The 21,265-nt window shown below is 53.8% G+C and carries 14 protein-coding genes and 2 pseudogenes; 10 read left to right on the plus strand and 6 right to left on the minus strand.

The features are described 5' to 3' along the window. Nucleotides 1-26 precede the first annotated feature (26 nt). Together pntB and pntA are read right to left on the minus strand one after the other, a co-directional pair. A complete protein-coding gene (gene pntB, locus HVX72_RS11125) occupies nt 27-1,415 on the minus strand; it encodes a Re/Si-specific NAD(P)(+) transhydrogenase subunit beta (RefSeq protein WP_042282855.1) in 1,389 nt (462 codons plus the stop codon). 10 nt (nt 1,416-1,425) lie between these two features. After that, nucleotides 1,426-2,955, minus strand: a complete 1,530-nt coding sequence (gene pntA, locus HVX72_RS11130; protein WP_181823222.1) for a Re/Si-specific NAD(P)(+) transhydrogenase subunit alpha — start codon at nt 2,953-2,955, stop codon at nt 1,426-1,428. 527 nt (nt 2,956-3,482) lie between these two features. Here pntA and ydgH point away from each other — a divergent pair. From ydgH to folM, 3 genes are all read left to right on the plus strand, one after another. Further along, entirely contained in the window at nt 3,483-4,427 is a 945-nt protein-coding gene (gene ydgH, locus HVX72_RS11135) for a DUF1471 family protein YdgH (RefSeq protein WP_042282850.1), read from the plus strand. Nucleotides 4,428-4,638: 211 nt separating this feature from the next. Further along, the gene (locus HVX72_RS11140) at nt 4,639-6,021 is read left to right on the plus strand and encodes an amino acid permease (protein WP_042282848.1); all 1,383 of its coding nucleotides are present in this window, start codon (nt 4,639-4,641) and stop codon (nt 6,019-6,021) included. Between the two features lie 58 nt (nt 6,022-6,079). After that, nucleotides 6,080-6,802 (plus strand): dihydromonapterin reductase, encoded by a 723-nt coding sequence (folM, locus tag HVX72_RS11145; RefSeq protein ID WP_181821371.1) that lies wholly within the window; start codon nt 6,080-6,082, stop codon nt 6,800-6,802. Here folM and HVX72_RS11150 read toward each other — a convergent pair. Next, on the minus strand, nt 6,799-7,134 hold the full coding sequence (locus HVX72_RS11150; RefSeq protein WP_060569721.1) for a GlpM family protein: 336 nt from the start codon (nt 7,132-7,134) through the stop codon (nt 6,799-6,801). The genes folM and HVX72_RS11150 overlap by 4 nt on opposite strands. Before the next feature lie 126 nt (nt 7,135-7,260). On the opposite strand from HVX72_RS11150, the gene rstA reads away from it, so the two are divergent. After that, nucleotides 7,261-7,995, plus strand: coding sequence for a two-component system response regulator RstA (rstA, locus tag HVX72_RS11155; RefSeq protein WP_042282841.1), 735 nt, complete (start codon nt 7,261-7,263; stop codon nt 7,993-7,995). 23 nt (nt 7,996-8,018) lie between these two features. On the opposite strand, the pseudogene HVX72_RS11160 reads toward rstA, so the two are convergent. After that, nucleotides 8,019-10,286: pseudogene (locus tag HVX72_RS11160) on the minus strand (Tn3 family transposase). Between the two features lie 186 nt (nt 10,287-10,472). Here HVX72_RS11160 and HVX72_RS11165 point away from each other — a divergent pair. From HVX72_RS11165 to tus, 5 genes and pseudogenes are all read left to right on the plus strand, one after another. Continuing rightward, nucleotides 10,473-11,104, plus strand: a pseudogene (locus tag HVX72_RS11165) (recombinase family protein); the annotation flags it as partial. Between the two features lie 59 nt (nt 11,105-11,163). Continuing rightward, nucleotides 11,164-13,212, plus strand: a complete 2,049-nt coding sequence (locus tag HVX72_RS11170; RefSeq protein WP_233459189.1) for a lipase family protein — start codon at nt 11,164-11,166, stop codon at nt 13,210-13,212. Next, nucleotides 13,196-13,978, plus strand: coding sequence for a hypothetical protein (locus HVX72_RS22185; RefSeq protein ID WP_233459188.1), 783 nt, complete (start codon nt 13,196-13,198; stop codon nt 13,976-13,978). Before HVX72_RS11170 ends, HVX72_RS22185 begins: the two co-directional genes overlap by 17 nt. 353 nt (nt 13,979-14,331) lie before the next feature. Next, a complete protein-coding gene (gene rstB / locus HVX72_RS11180) occupies nt 14,332-15,633 on the plus strand; it encodes a two-component system sensor histidine kinase RstB (protein WP_181821372.1) in 1,302 nt (433 codons plus the stop codon). A gap of 73 nt (nt 15,634-15,706) precedes the next feature. Next, nucleotides 15,707-16,636 (plus strand): DNA replication terminus site-binding protein, encoded by a 930-nt coding sequence (gene tus, locus HVX72_RS11185; protein WP_181821373.1) that lies wholly within the window; start codon nt 15,707-15,709, stop codon nt 16,634-16,636. Here tus and fumC read toward each other — a convergent pair. Continuing rightward, entirely contained in the window at nt 16,633-18,036 is a 1,404-nt protein-coding gene (gene fumC, locus HVX72_RS11190) for a class II fumarate hydratase (protein WP_181821374.1), read from the minus strand. The genes tus and fumC overlap by 4 nt on opposite strands. A gap of 139 nt (nt 18,037-18,175) precedes the next feature. Continuing rightward, on the minus strand, nt 18,176-19,822 hold the full coding sequence (gene fumB / locus HVX72_RS11195; RefSeq protein ID WP_181821375.1) for a class I fumarate hydratase: 1,647 nt from the start codon (nt 19,820-19,822) through the stop codon (nt 18,176-18,178). 216 nt (nt 19,823-20,038) lie between these two features. Between fumB and manA the strand changes: the two genes are divergently transcribed. Beyond that, nucleotides 20,039-21,214 (plus strand): mannose-6-phosphate isomerase, encoded by a 1,176-nt coding sequence (gene manA / locus HVX72_RS11200; protein WP_181821376.1) that lies wholly within the window; start codon nt 20,039-20,041, stop codon nt 21,212-21,214. Nucleotides 21,215-21,265 lie beyond the last annotated feature (51 nt).

The raw sequence follows: 21,265 nt of genomic DNA on the forward strand, positions 1-21,265 counted from the left end.
CACAGTGGCATCAGGCGCCCCATATCTTAAAGCGCTTTCAGAATCGCATCCACGCTGGCTTTGGCATCGCCAAACAACATATGGGTGTTCTCTTTGAAGAACAGCGGATTCTGTACGCCTGCATAACCAGTATTCATTGAGCGTTTAAAGACGATAACGTTCTGCGCTTTCCAGACTTCCAGTACCGGCATGCCGGCAATTGGGCTGCCCGGATCGTCCTGCGCCGCCGGGTTGACGGTGTCGTTAGCGCCAATCACCAACACGGTGTCGGTATCAGAGAAATCATCGTTGATTTCATCCATTTCCAGCACGATGTCATAAGGCACTTTGGCTTCGGCCAGCAGAACGTTCATATGGCCAGGCAAACGTCCGGCGACCGGATGGATACCGAAACGGACCTTGATGCCGCGTGCCCGCAGCTTCTCAGTGATTTCCGCCACTGGATATTGCGCCTGCGCCACCGCCATACCGTAGCCGGGGGTGATGATCACGGTGTGCGAGTTTTTCAGCATTTCTGCGGTGTCTTCCGCGCTGATCTCACGGTGCTCGCCGACTTCTTCGTCACCACCAGATGACGAACCATCGGTGCCGAAACCGCCTGCAATGACGCTAATGAACGAACGGTTCATCGCCTTACACATAATATATGACAGTATCGCACCGGAAGAACCAACCAGCGCCCCGGTCACAATCAGCAGATCGTTGCTCAGCATGAAGCCCGCCGCCGCCGCCGCCCAGCCCGAATAGGAGTTCAGCATTGAAACGACGACCGGCATATCCGCGCCGCCGATGGAGGCCACCAGATGCCAGCCAAACGCCAGGGCGATGATGGTCATCACCAGCAGCGCCAGCACCTGCAGACCGACGCTCTCGGTACGGACAAAAACGAGCAGTAACAGGAAAGACACGACCAGCGCCGCGAGGTTCATTTTATGCCGGTTCGGCAGCATCAGCGGTTTAGAAGAGATCTTCCCGCGCAGCTTACCAAACGCGACAACGGACCCGGTAAAGGTCACCGCGCCGATAAAGATACCCAGGAACACCTCCGTCAAATGGATGTTCACCAGAACCGGATCCAGGCCCGCTTCGTGATACAGATAACTGTTAAAGCCGACCAGCACCGCAGCCAGGCCAACAAAGCTATGCAGTATCGCCACCAGCTCGGGCATTTCGGTCATTTCGACTTTCTTCGCCAGACGAATACCAATCGCGCCACCGATGATCATCGCCACCAGGATCCAGGCGACGTTGCCGGTATCGGGGCCGAAGATCGTGGCAATCAGCGCAATCGCCATCCCGGCGATACCGAAGTTATTTCCCTGTTGGGACGTTTCATGTTTTGAAAGCCCCGCCAGGCTGAAAATAAACAGGATCGCGGCAACAATGTATGCAGCTGTAACTAATCCTCCAGACATGTGTTACCCCTTAGTTTTTCCGGAACATTTTCAGCATGCGCTGAGTCACGGTGAAGCCACCGAAAATATTAATGCTGGCAATCAGCACCGCGATAAAGCTGAGGAAGCTCACCCAGCCGCCCTGGCCAATTTGCAACAGCGCGCCCACCACGATGATCCCGGAAATAGCGTTGGTCACGGACATGAGCGGAGTATGCAGCGCGTGGGAGACATTCCACACGACGTAGTAACCCACCACACAGGAGAGCGCGAATACGGTAAAGTGACCGAGGAACTCTTTTGGCGCGACATCAGCCAGCCAACCGAACAGAATAATCGCCAGCGCCATCAGCGCATATTTACGCCACGGCGACGCCGGTTTCTCCGGCTCTTTCACTTCCGGCGCGGCTTTCACAGAGGCTTTAGGTTGCGCGGAAACCTGAATCGGCGGCGCAGGCCAGGTAATTTCCCCGTCACGCACGACCGTCACGCCGCGCACCACAACGTCGTCGAAATCGACATTGATCGTGCCGTCTTTTTCCTTGCAAAGTAGTTTCAGCAGGTTAACCAGGTTGGTGCCGTACAGCTGAGAGGACTGCGTCGGCAGACGCCCTGGCAGGTCGGTGTAGCCAATAATCTTCACGCCATTCGGGGTGGTGACCACCTCATTTGCAACGGTGTACTCGCAATTGCCGCCATTTTGCGCCGCGAGATCCACTATCACGCTGCCCGCCTTCATTGAATCAACCATTTCACGGGTGATCAGCTTCGGCGCGGGTTTGCCGGGGATCAGCGCGGTGGTAACAATGATGTCCACCTCTTTCGCCTGCGCGGCGAACAGCGCCATTTCGGCTTTAATAAACGCTTCGGACATCACTTTGGCATAGCCGTCGCCGCTGCCCGCTTCCTCTTTAAAATCCAGCTCGAGGAATTCCGCGCCCATACTCTGGACCTGTTCTTTCACTTCCGGACGGGTATCGAAAGCGCGGACAATCGCCCCCAGGCTGTTCGCCGCGCCAATCGCGGCCAGCCCCGCCACCCCGGCGCCGATCACCATCACTTTGGCCGGCGGGACTTTCCCTGCGGCCGTAATCTGACCAGTAAAGAAACGACCAAACTCGTGGGCCGCCTCAACGATCGCGCGATAACCCGCAATGTTTGCCATCGAGCTTAACGCATCAAGCGACTGGGCGCGTGAAATGCGCGGCACCGAATCCATCGCCATGACCGTCACATTACGCTCGGCAAGCTTCTGCATTAACTCCGGATTTTGCGCCGGCCAGATAAAGCTCACCAGCGTGGTGCCCGGGTTGAGTAACGCAATTTCATCGTCCTGCGGCGCGTTGACCTTCAGAATCACCTCGGATTGCCAGACTGCGCTGCTATCCACAATGTCAGCGCCCGCGTCAGCAAAAGCCTTATCGTCAAAACTTGCCAGTCCACCCGCGCCGCTCTCTACCGCGACGGTGAAACCCAGCTTCAGCAGTTGTTCCACCGTCTTCGGCGTGGCTGCGACTCGGGTTTCATTGGTAAACCGTTCTCTTGGTATGCCAATTCGCATAATGTTCCCTTCCATCGTTATTTTTGATGATGGTTTGTCAGTGATCGTGAAGTTGCGCACGCAATTTCACGCGGGAGGTAAAGTCTTACCCCGGCTCAATAAAACAGTAACAAACTCCATATAACGTACTGAAAATAGCGCCTGTGATCTAGCGCCAAAAATCAGTATTTGTTAGGTAATCTGCAAAATATGAACGATTCAGCCCTCTGGCCGGGATAATGACCTTCAAATCCTTGCCAAAGGCCCATAATTCGCTCAAGCGAAGCGGCAAAACATGATTTAGCGCCATTGCAGATCAATTAATTAACATTAAATTAACTTATGAAATTCTGTCTGTTCATTAGTTTAGGCCGCGAAGCGCCCATTTTTTCGACATATCACATTTTGTTATCGGCCTTGTGACCGCATTCGTTATGTTGATTGAAAAATGACGCAGACATTCACCAGGTTTAAATGCAATAATCAGCCACGTTTCTAGTCAATAACAATACCAGTACCTGGTTTGCGCAAGGCGAAGGATTATTTTTATGAAGCTTAAGAACACTCTCCTGGCGTCCGCACTGCTCTCTGCGACGGCTTTTTCTGCGAACGCAGCAACGGAACTGACGCCGGAGCAAGCGGCTGCACTGAAACCTTATGACCGCGTTGTCGTCACGGGCCGTTTTAACGCGATTGGCGATGCGGTCAAAGCCGTCAATCGCCGCGCGGATAAAGAAGGCGCCGCCTCTTTTTATGTGGTAGACACCTCCGATTTTGGTAACAGCGGCAACTGGCGCGTTGTGGCCGACCTTTACAAAGCCGACGCGGAAAAAGCGGAAGACAGCAAAAATCGCGTAATTAACGGCGTAGTGGAGTTACCGAAAGCTCAGGCGGTTCTGCTGGAACCGTACGATACCGTAACGGTCCAGGGCTTCTACCGCAGCCAGCCGGAAGTGAATGACGCCATAACCAAAGCGGCGAAAGAAAAAGGCGCCTACTCCTTCTATATCGTGCGTCAGGTTGATGCGAACCAGGGCGGCAACCAGCGTATTACCGCGTTTATTTATAAAGAAGATGCGAAAAAACGTATCGTTCAGAGCCCGGACGCCATCCCGGCCGATTCTGATGCTGGACGCGCAGCGCTGGCCGCGGGCGGTGCCGCCGCGAAGAACGTTGAGATCCCGGGCGTAGCCACCACCGCATCGCCGAGCGCGGAAGTAGGCCGCTTCTTTGAAACCCAGTCAACCAAAGGTGGACGTTACACCGTCACACTTTCGGATGGTACCAAAGTCGAAGAACTGAACAAGGCCACTGCGGCAATGATGGTGCCGTTTGACAGCATCAAGTTCACCGGTAACTACAGCAACATGACCGAAGTCTCTTATCAGGTCGCGAAGCGTGCGGCGAAGAAAGGCGCCAAGTATTATCACATCACCCGCCAGTGGCAGGAACGTGGTAATAATATGACCATCAGCGCCGATCTGTATAAGTAAGTTCCTACAGGCCCGGTACGCGAAAGCGCTGCCGGGCAAGAGTGATTAACACCATCAGGCCGACTTTTCGCACAATCAGTCACAAATCTTTCCGCGAACATTGCATACAGCCCCTTCTCTCCGTAAAATCCCGCGCCTTAGTGGCTTTCACCATTTTTATGCGTTTTGCCATAATAATTATTCTCCACCGTTCCTTTGAAACTGGATAATCATGGAAAAAAAACTGGGACTGAGCGCGCTCACTGCGCTGGTTTTAAGCTCGATGCTTGGCGCTGGTGTGTTCAGTCTGCCGCAAAACATGGCCGCTGTTGCCAGCCCGTCAGCTCTGCTGATTGGCTGGGCTATAACCGGCGCGGGTATTTTACTGCTGGCATTCGCCATGCTGATTCTGACCCGTATCCGTCCCGACCTGGATGGCGGCATCTTCACCTATGCCCGCGAAGGCTTCGGTGAGCTGATCGGTTTTTGCTCCGCCTGGGGTTACTGGCTTTGCGCCGTTATCGCGAACGTTTCTTATCTTGTCATCGTGTTTTCAGCGCTCAGTTTCTTTACTGACACCCCCGCACTTCGCCTGTTTGGCGATGGTAATACCTGGCAGTCGATCGTCGGCGCCTCGGTTCTGCTGTGGGTGGTCCATTTTCTGGTGCTGCGCGGAGTACAGACCGCCGCGAGCATCAACCTGGTAGCGACGCTTGCCAAGCTGTTGCCGCTGGGGTTATTCGTCGTGTTAGCGATAATGGCGTTCCGTCTGGATACGTTTAACCTCGACTTCACCGGCATAGCGCTGGGCGTTCCTGTCTGGGAACAGGTGAAGAACACCATGTTGATTACCCTCTGGGTCTTTATCGGCGTAGAAGGCGCGGTGGTGGTGTCAGCCCGCGCCCGCAACAAACAGGACGTCGGTCGCGCCACGCTACTGGCGGTACTTGCTGCGCTTAGCGTTTATCTGCTGGTCACCCTGCTCTCGCTGGGCGTGGTTGCGCGACCAGATCTGGCCGAAATGCGTAACCCGTCGATGGCGGGTCTGATGGTGCAGATGATGGGACCGTGGGGCGAAATTATTATTGCCGCCGGGTTGATTGTTTCTGTCTGCGGCGCGTACCTCAGCTGGACGATTATGGCCGCCGAAGTGCCGTTCCTGGCCTCGACCCATAAAGCGTTTCCACGTATTTTCGCGCGCCAGAATGCCCAGGGCGCGCCGTCGGCGTCGCTGTGGCTGACTAACATCTGCGTTCAGGTGTGTCTGGTGCTGATCTGGCTCACAGGTTCCGACTACAACACCCTGCTGACCATTGCGTCAGAAATGATTCTGGTGCCCTATTTTCTGGTTGGCGCGTTCCTGCTGAAGATCGCAACGCGTCCCCTGCACCAGGCCGTGGGTGTCGGAGCCTGCATTTATGGCTTATGGTTATTGTATGCGTCGGGCCCGATGCACCTGTTGCTTTCCGTGGTTCTGTATGCGCCGGGTCTGTTGGTGTTCCTGTACGCGCGTAAAACGCATACACATGATACTGTTCTGAATCGTCAGGAACTGATTTTGATTGGACTGCTGCTGGTTGCCGCGGTTCCGGCGACCTGGCTGTTGGTGGGGTAATTGTCATCCCATCGTTTAACGCGAATTGCCTGGCTTGCAGGCGCATAAGGAGCTTTCGATGGGAAACAAACACCCTTTGCCGATTCTGATCACCGGGGGCGGACGCCGCATTGGACTGGCCATCGCCTGGCATTTTATTCATCAGCAACAGCCGGTAATCGTCAGCTATCGTACCCCTTATCCGGCGATTGACGGACTGGCGAAAGCGGGCGCACTCTGTATTCAGGCCGATTTTTCCACCAATGAAGGCGTGTTAGCTTTTGCTGACACCGTGAAAGAAAGCGCCCCAGGGTTACGGGCAATCGTGCATAACGCCAGCGCATGGATGGCGGAAAAACCCGGTACGCCCCTGACCGACGTGCTGGCATGCATGCTACAGATCCACGTCAATGCGCCCTATCTGCTCAACCACGCTCTTGAAGGCATGTTGCGCGGCCACGGTCATGCCGCCAGCGACATTATTCATTTCACCGATTACGTGGTGGAGCGCGGCAGCGATAAACATATCGCCTATGCCGCCAGTAAAGCCGCGCTGGACAACATGACCCGCTCCTTTGCCCGCAAACTGGCTCCGGAAGTAAAAGTGAACGCTATCGCCCCGTCGCTCATTTTATTTAATGAGGGCGACGACGCGGAATACCGTCTGCAGGCGCTGAATAAATCGTTAATGAAAACGGCGCCAGGTGAAAAAGAGGTGATCGATTTAATCGATTATCTGCTGACCAGTTGCTTCGTGACTGGTCGCAGTTTCGCCGTCGACGGCGGCCGCCATTTGCGTTAGTGCAGCCTGACCCAGCAAAAAATCAGCAGCCAGGCGCTCAGGCACCAGCAAATAACCGCCCCGCCGAGCGCCATCGGTAACTTCATCACCCCGGTGAAATACCAGAGCGACAGAAGATACACGAAATAGGGAATGATCGACCACATGCTGAATATGATGGTGGTTCTTAACGCTTCGATACCGCGCTCGCTGGCGACGATGTAATGCGCGATCAACGCGAAAGTGGGGAATAGCGGAATTAACCCTGCAATATAATAATTTTTCGTTTTTGCCAGTAAGCCGATCACCACCACGACCAGCGCGCCGAGAGCGGCTTTTATTACGAGTCCCATTGCCTTGCCTTAACACATCAATAACATCGGCTGTTAGCATAACGGAAGCGCTTCCGTTTAGGAAAGATTAATGGAAGGCGGCGGCGCCGCGGTGTATGTTGGCGTTTTTAGTCTGGCAATAATGGCATGAACACAATTGTATTTGTCGAAGACGATCCTGAGGTTGGCGCGCTCATCGCAGCTTATCTGGCAAAACACGATTTTGACGTAGTGGTTGAGCCGCGCGGTGATAAGGCGGAAGCGCGTATTCTGGAAGTGCAGCCCGATCTGGTCCTGCTGGACATCATGCTTCCCGGCAAAGACGGTATGACGTTATGTCGTGATATTCAGGGGCGCTGGCAGGGACCGATTGTGCTGCTTACCTCTCTCGACAGCGATATGAATCACATCCTTGCGCTGGAAATGGGCGCCTGCGACTACATACTGAAAACGACGCCCCCTGCCGTGCTACTCGCCCGCCTGCGCCTGCATTTACGTCAAAGCGAACACGCCACTCTGGCGAAAGGCATTCAGAGCGGCGGCGCGACGCCGTACAACCCTTTACGCTTTGGCTCGCTGAGGGTCGATCCGATTAACCGTTCAGTGTCGCTGGGCGGCGAACAGGTCTCCCTTTCCACCGCCGATTTCGAACTGTTATGGGAACTGGCGACCCATGCCGGACAGATTATGGATCGCGACGCGCTGCTGAAAAATTTGCGCGGCGTCAGCTACGACGGACTGGATCGTAGCGTGGACGTCGCAATTTCACGTCTGCGTAAAAAGTTGCGCGATAACGCCACGGAACCCTATCGCATAAAAACCGTGCGAAACAAAGGCTACTTGTTTGCGCCCCATGCCTGGGATGATGAAACCGCATACTGAAGGGTCAGTTTGGATATCGAAAATTATTGTACGTTTAGGCTATTTTTTGACCTTTCGACGTTAGCTAGTCTCAACTGACGAAACTTACCGGAAACCGGTATCCGGTTACTTTTCCAGATATAATCGCCTGTCAGATTGATGTACTCCCTCCCTGCCTAACGGCGACAAATGCGACAGCAGTTATTCGTTGATCTTTAGTCCCTTACGCTTCAGGGCATCGAGCGCCCTTTCCATATACACAGTATTCCACAGCGAGATCGCAGCCGTCAGAAGCGTCAGTCCACTGGCGCGATAGCTCTGATTTTCCGGCTTTCTTTACCTGATTTCCCCCAGTTGGAGCATAAATACCGCCCGCGCCAGTGCGTTACGTGCCTCACCTTTATTCAGCCCCGCCTGTACTCGCCGACGCAATGCAGGATCGCGGAACCAGTCGAGCATAAACAGCGTTCGCTCAATGCGGCCAAGTTCTCTCAGTGCTTTGGCAAGTCCTTTTTGCTTGGGGTAGCTGGCTAGTTTTTTCAGCATCAGAAATGCTGCCACGGTTCCCTGCTTTATCGAGGTCGCCAGACGCAGCACTTCACGCCAGTGAATTTCGATCTCTTTCAGATTTAGGCTGGTCGTTGATATCAGTGACTGAAGCGCCGGGTACTGGTCCGCTTTCCCTTTGATAAACAGCTTTTTGTCGTGGAAAACCCTGATTCGCGGACAGAACGCAACCCCCAGCAGATGCATCAGGGCAAAGACATGATCGGTGAAACCCGCGGCATCGGTGTAATGCTCCCTGATTTCCAGGTCACTTTCTTGGTACAGCAAGCCATCTAGCACATGGGTTGAATCCTGACCCGACTGATGATACAGGTGTAAAATGGGCTGTATTGATCCGATGTATGGGTACAAAACTGACGTCCAGGCTCCTGTCCATATTTCGGGTTAACCTGTCCTGCGTAGCGACCGGACCTGCCTGTTCTGAAATTCTGTCCATCTGATGATGACGTTGTCCCGTCCCCCCAGAATGCCGCCAGTGGTCTTTTTCCCTGCGCGTTTACCAGCTCTGCGAGGGCGGCTGAATAGGTTTCGTCGCGGATGTACCATGCCTGGATACCTTCCAGCGATGATTTGGTGCTTCCGGGGCAGGCTTCCGCCATTGTGGTCAGACCAAGATTGATGCCATCCGCAAGGATGTTGGTGAGGAGCAGGCGGGTATCGGGACGGGTAATGTCATTTTTTATATGCGAAAAATGTCGGGTAAACGTCGTCCAGCTGTTTACCTCATCGAGAATTTCCATGATTTTAGGGCGATGTACTGCCTCAGTTTTGTCTGGATCAGCTTTCCGGTTTGCTGAAGGCGCTCAGCCTGTGTTCTTTTGGCTTTGCTGAAAAGGTTGTTCATCATTCGCTCATGCAACTCAATCAATTCGTCTGTCAGTGTGGCTCTGACTTCTTCCAGCACGTACACCAGGATCGCATGACGCCGGGCTGCTGAAAATAGGGTCAAATCCCCGGCAGCTCATCTTTCGGCCTTCCCGCGCCAGTTTCAGCAACCGGTTCAGGTGAATGGTAAGATCTATACCTTCCGGTAGTGCCAGCGATTCAATTCTACTGAGCCGATCAAGATGTTGCAGCACGTTCTTACGATTGATTTTACCCGGAGGTTGCAGAAGCCATGTCAGCCTGGAAGACTGATTATCCGATGACTCAAGTAAACGATCCAGAGCATCCCTGTGAGCCAGAGTTAACGGGGCATTCAGGGTCTGAAACACGATTTTATCGCCGCCTGCCATGACCTTAGCACAGGTACGCTCCACGACATCAATCGCGGGGATTATCACGTTGTTCTGCCGGAGCCAGACCAGCAGTTCTTCGGCCAGGAGAATACCTTTATCGGTGCGCGTCGCCATCACCAACAGGTGTGTAATACAGTCCTGCTTTATTTTGCCGGTGAACGCTTTTACGCCAAGATAGCGGTACAGTTCGGTTAAATGTTCGCGTCGCGTGGTTTCCCTGCCGGAAAGGTAAGCAGGCCAGAAATCTCCGGTAAGTTTTAGCCTGCTGGCGATAGGCTTCAGCAGCGCATCAGAGGGAGGGATTTTTTTATCCGGGGCAAAGCCGACGTTTTTCAGATAGCAAAGAAGGACGGCAAAACCAAAACGGCTGGCAGGTTTACGGTGGGCACTGATAAGTGCCAGATCATTTTCACTGAAATACGCCATCCGGGTCAGCGTTAACTCATCGTCCGGTAATGCCAGTAATGATTCTCTTTCCGACAGTGAAAGAATCTGCCTCCTTGCCATATAGTTTCCCTCGTAAATATCCAATGCGGTATTTTTAACAAAAATGCTTATCGCATAAGGATACACCCTGACACTATAACCAAAACGAGGCGGCACACGATGAATGACATAACCTATATGCGATAGAATATATGCAATAACCTAAATGCGATAATATAGTGAAAAAAATGTTCATCAGAGCTTAGTTTAAGGGCATCGACGGAAGATCAGTTCGCCGATCGGACAAAAGAGATGCTGGAGCAATTCGTTCAGGAACGAGGGCATAAAATCGCCAGCTATTACCGGGAGAGTATCAGCGGGACAAAACTTGACCGGCCGGAGTTGAGACGCTTGCTGATGGACAGTCACCATAATGATATTTTGTTGGTCGAACAAATTGACCGCCTGCCCCGTCTGAGTAACAGCGACTGGATGACGCTGAAAAAGCAGATAGAACAACACGAACTGCGGATTGTCAGACTGGATGTATCCTCCTTATGGCAGGCGCTGTCAGATAAAGATCCTTCGCAGGCTGACCCAATCACCCGCGCCGTGATAACCGCCATCAATAACATGCTTATCGACCTGATGGACGCTATGTCTCATAAGGACTGGCTGAGCCGCCGCCAGCGCCAGAAGCAGGGAATTGAACGGGCGCATACACTGGGGAAATACCGGGGTAAACAGGCCAATCAGGAGCGACATCAGAAAGTCCTGTACTATCGGCAGGTCAAGAACTGAGCATCCGTGAAACTGTAGACGCGACAGGGTACAGCCCCTCCCAGATATACCGAATTCAGGCGCTGTACCGGCAACCAGAAACCGAAGATTTTGGTTAAGTTCTGTCTGATGTATGATGGCCGGTATTAAGCCAGAGAAACTAAAGGGATTTAAGTCCATGGCATACGAGACAGACAATACGACAGTGACCTGCCTGAGTCACAAAATGAAGTACAAAGAAGTACCCTGCGGGAAACAGCTGAAGCACTGGCTGGAACTGCAGTTTGTGGATGAGAACAACAACCCGGTTTCCGACCTGAAGGTACAGCTGGAATATCATCCGCTTGCCACGGCAGAAGAACTGGCGCTGTGGGCCAGGGGCGGCCACACCCGGTTTGACCCCACGCCACCGCCGAATCCGCCTGCCGGTGTTACCGACAGTCAGGGGCTGGTGCGGTTCGATGACCTGTACTGGATTAGCCTTGACGTGAAAACAGACGGGCAGCAACTGGCCGATGTGATGGAACAGCGTCCGTTGGGTATCAGCCGTAACCCGAACAGCCAGCCGGTGAGTAATTATCTTTTCCAGCCAGAAACACGCGATCCGAAATGGCGTTCAAACGTGCAGATTAGCGCGGAGCAGCACGGCTATGACCATCATTATGTGACCATCGGGGAACTGTGTGACCGGATGCCCGATATCCCTGAATGGACGGATAAAGAGCCGCCCCGGTTTCACTTTCCGCATGGAACATCGCTGAAAGGGACAGAAATCACCCGGGAGGCGCTGGAGAAGCGACATGTGATAGAAATCTGCCCGTTCAGGGCGTGGTCACTGGTGCTGCATGACTCGAAAGACTATTCGCTGGCAAATGGCTATAACCTCGGCGTGATGGCTGATATGGCCTATGCGAAAAGTGGGGATACAGTGATTAAGCCGTTTTTCCTGGAAAAGTGCCTGGATTTGTCCACGACACCGAAATATGAAGAATTTCCGTCATTTCCTCATGCGCTGGTTGTTGATGTACCGTTCCGTGAGCGGTACATCACTGCCGAATTTCTGGATTCATCCCGCTTAAGTGACAAAGCCCCCGCCCGCTTATTGCTCGACAGTACCCAGCTTTTTTACGTGGAAAATTCGACCCATGTGATCGTGGCATGGCGGGGAACGCAGGAAGTTCCGGACTGGATCACTGATGGCTGGTACTCACCGCAACCGTGCCCGGCGGAGCTGGCTAAAGCCGGTCATATTCACGGCGGTTTTCTGGAAGCATACCATCTGGCGAAGGAGCGGTTTGGGGATGATTTTGATGGAATCAGAGACCTTTTGAATAGAGGAAAAAAGTTGTTTATCGCCGGGCACAGTCTGGGCGGGGCACTGGGACTGACGTATGCGGCAGAGATGAAGGGATTTGCGCCAATAATCTACACTTATGGCATGCCCCGGACCTTTACCGCAGATGCTGTGGGCAACCTGTATCAGATCACCCACTACCGGCACGTCAACGACAGCGACACCATCACCAGCGTGCCGTTTGATGCCAATCTGGATAACTGGCTGTACGGTAAGTTTGGTCCTCTCGGTACCTCGCTGGGCTTTTTCTGGACACTGACGGCCGAACTACCAGCGCAGATGGCAGGAGCCTACATCGGTGAGCATTACTGGCATCACGGCCGCCCGGTGGTCTTTTTCCGCGCCACGCAGACCCGCACCTGGCTGGAATGTAAAACGATGAACAACCGTTCCTGCCGCCGCCTCAGCTCCAGCGATATGCACAAAGTTAAACTGTTCCTTGTCCCGTCGCTGTCTGAGGCTGAAAACGTGGAGGCAAAAGAGGCGCAGGAGGCGTTTGTGCGCGAGTTCCCGGCCGCAGATATTCAGAAGGTTTTCCCCCGGAACACCAATCCGAATTTTGACCATATGACCAGTCCGGGCCAGCACTCGATGGCGAGTGAGTATCTGCCGTTCCTGAACAACCAGCTTCTGGAATCGGCATGGCCGGAGCTGAAACTGAGCCGGAAAGAGTACCGGGAGGATTTCCGACAGCAAATGGCGGATTACGGGGCAAGTAGTCCACCGGAGGAGCTGAAGCGAAACCGGATGTTCCTGGCCCTGCAGGATATGGTGGGCAGTTCGCTGGCGGTTACCCGGAAACTATCGGGTGGTGAGAATGCCCTGACTCGTTTTAAATCAGTTGCGGAGGAAGAAGTTGAATCGATACGCTAAATCACTGGCAGGACTGCTGCCATTTCTGGCGCTGTTAACCCTGAGCGGCTGTGCCAGTCGCCCGGACTATACCCTTAACCCTCCCGCCAGTACCGAATGGGTAACGGTAGCGGTGAAAGTGCCAGCTGAGACGGAGGTGTTACCACTGGATGTGCTTTACCGCTCAGAGGCATGCCGCCGAAAAGTTTATGACCAGTCAACAGAATCACATGTGAGTACGGAAAGGGGGCTGAATCCCAAACAGATGGTTCTCAGCCCAACTGATGGTAATGGTGTCCGCCAGATCCGCATTGCGCTTGATGGCGGTACAAAGTGCGGTTGGACACTCAGTGGTATCAGGGTCGGAATTCAGTTAGCTAAAACTTCAGCGTTGGTTCAAGGAAAAGACGATATTGCTGCAAATTATGTCTTTGATTTTGATGATGAGGGTTACAGCAATGCGTTTGGGAGGGGGAAGCCAAGAGAGATTAGAGGTAATTTTCATTTAACTACAGATTTCTTCCCAGTCATTACTCACCATTTAGATGGGAAGATCTCTGTTAAATTGTTTGGCGGTGATACTCGCTATGAGCAGTGGAGTCGCTATTACCGCGTTTCCAATATCAACCAAATACGTATAGATCCGGTTGTTTACTCGAATAAAATTGTGACTATCTCCCCCCCTAATCCCCCCCCAGGGGATCTTAATGTAACCTATCCTGATGGCAGTACTGAAAAGGCTCCTTATATATATCCAGATTATAAAAAGTTGCTTTTGATGAGGTAGGTGTTAATTATATTTGCTGAAGGATCTCTTTGAGGTCCTTTTTACACCTTCGATCACCGTATCCGCTCGTTTTGTAAAATGTCGCATTTTTCAGCTTCGCTCCCATTGAGCCAGGCGGTTAAAAAACAGCCTTAACATACAATATATTCCGTTTCCCAAACGGAGCCCTATTACGCTTAAGGATTCAGAAGGATCTTATTAGGATCATTTAAGTTTTGCGCCGTATCGAGCTTACCCAGAAGATACGAGAAACCTTTCAGGTAGCGGTTCTCTCGTATCAAAACGGTCAAAAATTAGCCTTAACGTACAATAATTTTCGATATCCAAACTGACCCCACTGAGTGGAGAATGGAATGAAAAAACTCTTTGTGCAGTTTTATCTCCTGCTGTTTGTCTGCTTTCTGGTGATGACCCTGCTGGTTGGCCTGGTCTACAAATTCACCGCCGAGCGCGCCGGAAGGCAGTCGCTGGATGATTTGATGAAAAGCTCACTGTACCTGATGCGCAGTGAACTGCGGGAGATCCCGCCCCGTGACTGGGGTAAGACCATCAAACAGATGGATCTCAATCTCTCCTTCGACTTACGCGTTGAACCGCTGACCCACTTCCGGCTGGACGCGTCCTCAATGGAGCGCCTTCGCAGCGGCGACATTATTGCGCTGGACGATCAGTACACCTTTATTCAGCGTATTCCGCGTAGCCACTACGTGCTGGCCGTCGGTCCGGTGCCCTATCTCTACTACCTGCATCAGATGCGCCTGCTGGACATCGCGTTGATGGCGATCATCGCCATTTCACTCGCCCTGCCGGTGTTTATCTGGATGCGTCCTCACTGGCAGGACATGCTGCGACTAGAAGCTGCGGCTCAGCGTTTCGGTAAAGGTCATCTGGGCGAGCGACTGAACTTCAACAGCGGTTCCAGCTTTGAGCGGCTGGGCATTGCTTTTAACCAGATGGCTGACAACATCACTGCGCTGATCGCCAGTAAAAAACAGCTGATTGACGGTATCGCCCATGAACTGCGCACGCCGTTGGTGCGTCTTCGCTATCGGCTGGAGATGAGCGAAAACCTCAGTCACCAGGAGTCGCTGGCGCTTAATCGTGACATCGGGCAGCTTGAGTCGCTAATCGAGGAGCTATTAACTTATGCCCGTCTCGACAGGCCGCAAAATGAACTGCACCTTAGCGAACCGGACCTCCCGGCGTGGATTACGTCCCACATTGAAGACGTACAGAGCGTCACTCCGGAACGCACGCTAACCCTCTCTCAGGTCGTTCGCGGGCAGTACGGCGCACTGGATATGCGTCTGCTGGAGCGCGTTCTGGATAACTTACTCAACAACGCACTGCGTTACTGCAAAACGACCGTTGAAATTAGCCTGCTGCGGGACGGACACCTCGCGACGTTGATTGTCGAGGATGACGGCCCAGGCATCGCGCCCGATGCCCGGCAAAAGGTGTTCGAACCTTTTGTGCGCCTGGACCCCAGCCGCGATCGCGCCACCGGTGGATGCGGTCTTGGGCTCGCCATTGTCCACTCCATCGCTGTGGCGATGGGGGGGACGGTGAGCTGCGGCGTGAGCCACCTTGGCGGCGCGCAATTTCGTTTTAGCTGGCCTCTCCGGTCCCCCATCGCGCAAGAATCCCTTGCCTGACGACGACCGCACGGTAGCCGCCGACGAAAAGTTGTGCTATAAAAAAGTATGTTGTAACTAATGAGAATCAATCATGGCACGCTACGATCTTGTCGACCGACTGAACAGCACGTTTCGTCAGATGGAGCAGGCGCTCGCGGCGCTGACGGAAGCGCTCAGCCAGCAACCCCTGACGATTGCCCGCGTTTTTTCCCTGCCGGAGATCAGTAAAGAAAATGAGCATAACCCGCTGGAGACCATTGTGGTCAAACAGCATCTGGGTAAAGAAGCGCTGTCGCTGGCGTTAGCGCATTATCGCCACCTGTTCATTCAGCAACAGTCGGAGAAGCGCAGCAGCAAAGCGGCGGTTCGTCTGCCCGGCGTGATCTGCTTTCGGGTGGATAACGCCAGTCAGCAGGCGTTACAGCGTCAGGTTGAACAGATAAACCAGTTGAAAACCACCTTCGAATATATCGTTACCGTGGAGTCAGGCTTACCCTCTGCAGCGCGATTTGAATGGGTGCATCGTCATTTACCCGGGTTGATCACGCTCAATGCCTACCGCGCGTTGACGGTGATTAACGATCCGGCGACGCTGCGCTTCGGCTGGGCGAATAAACATATCATCAAGAATCTCACCCGCGACGAGGTGCTGGCCCAGCTTGAAAAAAGCCTCAACACCCCACGTAGCGTACATCCCTGGACCCGCGAGGAGTGGCAGGCAAAGCTGGAGCGTGAATACCAGGATATCGCCGCGCTACCGCAGCGGGCGAAATTGAAAATTAAGCGTCCGGTCAAGGTCCAGCCCATCGCCAGGGTCTGGTATAAAGGGGTACAAAAACAGGTGCAACACGCCTGCCCGACCCCGCTGATTGCGTTAATCAGCACGGATAACGGCGCGGGTGTGCCCGACATCGGCGAACTGCTGAATTACGATGCCGATAACGTTCAGCACCGTTTTAAACCCCAAGCGCAGCCGCTACGGTTGATGATTCCCCGGCTGCACCTGTACGTGGCGGATTAACGGCCCGGCTTCATGCTGCCGACCATCTGCTCTGGCCGCACCCAGCGATCAAACTCCTCTTCACTGAGGTGGCCCAGCGCCAGAGCGGCGGCTTTCAGCGTCAGCCCCTCTTTGTGCGCTTTTTTGGCGATCTCTGCCGCTTTATCATAGCCGATGTGGGTATTCAGCGCGGTGACCAGCATCAGCGACTCGTTAAGCAACTGGTTGATCCGATCGCGGTTCGGTTCAATCCCTGTCGCGCAATGGGCGTTAAAGCTTTCCATGCCGTCGGCCAGCAGACGCACAGATTGCAGGAAATTATGAATCACCATCGGGCGATAAACGTTGAGTTCGAAGTTTCCCGACGCCCCTCCCATGTTGATTGCCACATCGTTGCCCATCACCTGGCAGCACAGCATCGTCAACGCTTCACATTGAGTCGGGTTAACCTTGCCCGGCATGATCGAACTGCCCGGTTCGTTTTCCGGGATAGCGATTTCACCAATGCCGCAGCGCGGACCAGAAGCCAGCCAGCGCACATCATTGGCGATTTTCATCAGTGAGGCCGCCAGCCCTTTCAGCGCGCCGTGAGCATGTACCAGCGCATCACAGGTGGCAAGCGCTTCAAACTTATTGGGTGCGGTAACAAACGGCGCCTGGGTTATCAGCGCCAGTTCATCGGCCACGCGACGCGCATATTCAGGATGGGTATTCAGACCTGTACCAACGGCGGTGCCGCCAAGCGCCAGTTCCGCCACGTGCGACAGGCTGGCCTCCAGGTGTTTATGGTTATGCTCAAGCATTGCCACCCAGCCGGAGATTTCCTGACCGAGCGTCAGCGGCGTGGCGTCCTGTAGGTGGGTACGACCAATTTTGACTATGTCGGCGAAGGCGTGGGATTTCTCGCGCAGGGTCTGGGTTAATATCGTCAGTTGCGGAATAAGTTGCTTACGTAACGCCAGCAGCGCAGCCACATGCATGGCCGTCGGGAAGACGTCATTTGAGCTTTGGCTCTTGTTGACGTCATCATTGGGATGCACTTTGCGATCCATTCCGCGCACCCCGCCCAACAGCTCGCTTGCCCGGTTCGCCAGAACTTCATTCATATTCATATTACTTTGCGTACCGGAACCGGTCTGCCAGATAGCCAGCGGAAACTCATCGGCATGTTTGTCTGCCAGCACTTCGTCGGCAGCCTGCATGATGGCAGAGGCCTTCTCCGGCGACAGCAGCCCTAAATCCTCGTTAACCTTTGCCGCTGCACGCTTAGTGAGCGCCAGCGCGTGGATCAGCGCGACGGGCATTTTTTCGGTCGAAATACGAAAATGCTCCAGTGAACGTTGGGTTTGCGCGCCCCACAGTTTATCTGCCGGGACATCAATTGCACCCATCGAATCTTTCTCGCGGCGTACCGTTACCATTACCTTCTCCTTACTTAATGCGTTGATGAGGTTATGTTCGACATTGCCCACTTGCTTGCGGTCTTATGAGTATTAACGATGACGTAACCGTCGTTTGGTGGTTCGTGCGAAAAAAAACCGCCCCGTAGGGCGGCTGACGTTATTTCACGCAGCGTGCGCACTGCGACGTCTGAATCTGCTGGAAAAAGTCATTTCCTTTATCATCCACCAGGATAAAGGCTGGGAAATCTTCCACTTCGATCTTCCAGATCGCTTCCATGCCCAGTTCCGGGTATTCCACACATTCGAGGCTCTTGATGCTGCCCTGTGCCAGCACCGCCGCCGGGCCGCCAATACTGCCGAGGTAGAAACCGCCGTGCTTGTGACAGGCATCGGTGACCTGCTGGCTGCGGTTCCCCTTCGCCAGCATTATCATGCTGCCGCCGGCGGCCTGAAGCTGATCGACGTAAGAATCCATCCGACCTGCGGTAGTTGGGCCGAGCGAGCCCGATGCGTACCCTTCCGGCGTTTTCGCCGGACCGGCGTAATAGATGGGATGATCTTTCACATACTGCGGCAGGCCTTCGCCCCGATCCAGACGCTCTTTCAGTTTGGCATGGGCGATATCACGCCCCACAATAATGGTTCCGTTCAGAGACAGACGCGTGGAAACCGGGTACTGCGACAGCTGCGCCAGTATATCTTTCATCGGGCGGTTCAGGTCAACGCGCACCGCTTCCCCTTCGCCTGCTTTGCGCAGCGCCTCGGGAATGTATTTGCCCGGATTATGCTCCAGTTTTTCGATCCAGATCCCATCGCGGTTAATCTTCGCCTTGATGTTACGGTCCGCGGAACAGGAAACCCCCATCCCCACCGGACAGGACGCCCCGTGACGCGGCAGACGAATCACCCGGATATCATGAGCGAAATATTTGCCCCCGAACTGCGCGCCCAGCCCCAGATTTTGCGCTTCCACCAGCAGCTCTTTTTCCAGCTCAACGTCACGGAAAGCCTGACCGTGTTCATTTCCTTCCGTTGGCAGCGCGTCATAATATTTCGCAGAGGCCAGTTTGACGGTTTTCAGGTTTGCTTCGGCAGACGTGCCGCCAATAACAAACGCGATGTGGTATGGCGGGCAGGCCGCGGTGCCCAGCGTGCGCATTTTATCGACCAGATAATTTTTCAGTTTACCCGGCGTCAGCAGCGCTTTGGTTTCCTGATACAGATACGTTTTATTCGCCGATCCCCCGCCCTTGGCGATACAGAGGAATTTGTACTCATCGCCATCCACGCTATAAAGGTCAATCTGCGCTGGCAGGTTGGTGCCGGTATTCACTTCTTTATACATGTCCAGCGCGGCATTCTGCGAGTAGCGCAGGTTATCTTCGATATAGGTGTTATACACCCCGCGCGCCAGCGCAGCCTCATCGCCACCGCCAGTCCACACGCGTTGCCCTTTTTTGCCGACAATAATCGCTGTACCGGTGTCCTGGCAGGTCGGCAAAATGCCTTTCGCGGCAATGTCGGAGTTGCGCAGAAACTGCAGCGCAACGTACTTGTCGTTTTCGCTGGCTTGCGGGTCAAGCAGAATATCGGCGACCTGCTGCTGATGCGCCGGGCGCAGCATGAACGAGGCGTCGTGGAAGGCCTGGCGCGCCAACAGCGTGAGCGCCTGTGGCGCGACTTTCAGGATCTCTTGTCCTTCAAATTCGGCCACGGAAACGTGTTCACTGGTCAGCAGATAGTATTCGGTATCATCCTTTTTAAGGGGAAAAGGATCCTGATAAAAGAAGGGTTTGTTTGACATTGATCTCTCACTTACTGCTCGGTCTGATTATCTTAGGCTTCAGGGCAGATGTTCCTTTGCCCTCGTTAAAAGCGAGTTACACTATCCTACACAATTTTTTAACAAAAACTGAGACAAGTACGACTTTTTGCGTGCACAGGTTACATCCCGCGGGTTTCTTGGTTTAATAACCGCATTCATTTCCACCTCATTTTAAAATTGAAACAGGGCATTGAAATGCAAAAACTGATCAACTCGGTGCAGAACTATGCGTGGGGCAGTAAAACGGCGCTGACGGAGCTTTACGGCATGGCTAACCCGCAGCAGCAGCCGATGGCGGAGCTGTGGATGGGCGCGCACCCAAAAAGCAGCTCTCAGGTGGTTGATGCTAACGGCCAAACCGTGTCGCTACGTGACGTCATCGAAAAGCATAAATCCACCCTGCTGGGCGATGCAGTTGCTGAGCGTTTTGGAGAGCTGCCCTTCCTGTTTAAAGTCCTTTGCGCCGCACAACCGCTGTCCATTCAGGTGCATCCGAACAAACGTAATTCTGAAACAGGCTTTGCCCGGGAAAATGCCGCCGGGATCCCGCTGGATGCCGCCGAGCGCAACTACAAAGATCCGAACCATAAGCCAGAGCTGGTTTTCGCCCTGACGCCGTTCCTGGCGATGAACGCATTTCGCGAGTTCTCTGAGATCGTCTCCCTGCTGCAACCGGTCGCTGGCGCTCACACCGCTATCGCGCATTTTCTGGAAACCCCCAATGCTGAACGGCTGAGTGAACTGTTCGCCGGTCTGCTGAATATGCAGGGGGAAGAAAAATCCCGCGCGCTGGCGATTCTGAAAGCCGCTCTGGAAAATCAGCAAGGCGAACCGTGGCAGACGATTCGTCTTATCGCCGAGTTTTACCCGGATGACAGCGGCCTGTTTTCGCCGCTGCTGTTAAACGTGGTGAAACTGAATCCGGGAGAAGCCATGTTCCTGTTCGCTGAAACGCCGCATGCCTATCTGCAGGGTGTGGCGCTGGAAGTGATGGCCAATTCCGATAACGTTTTGCGCGCCGGACTGACGCCAAAATATATCGATATTCCGGAACTGGTCGCCAACGTCAGATTCGACGCTAAGCCAGCCAACCAGTTGTTAACAACGCCGGAGAAAAACGGTGCGGAACTGGACTTCCCGATTCCGGTAGATGATTTCGCCTTCTCGTTGCACGACCTGTCCGCGCAGGAAACGCCCGTCGCGCAGCAAAGCGCGGCGATTCTGTTCTGCGTGGAAGGCGAAGCTGTGCTCAGCAAAGGCGAGCAGCGTCTGGTGTTGAAGCCCGGCGAGTCTGCGTTCATCAGCGCTGCGGAGTCGCCGATCATGGTCAGTGGCGTGGGCCGTTTAGCGCGGGTCTACAACAAGTTCTAGCAACTTACTGAATTTTTTAACAACTCTTGCTAAGCTAGTAAGAGGTCTTTG

Origin of the sequence: Citrobacter sp. RHB21-C05 (assembly GCF_013889015.1) — a bacterium.
In the GTDB taxonomy this organism is placed as follows: Bacteria; Pseudomonadota; Gammaproteobacteria; order Enterobacterales; family Enterobacteriaceae; genus Citrobacter_A; species Citrobacter_A sedlakii.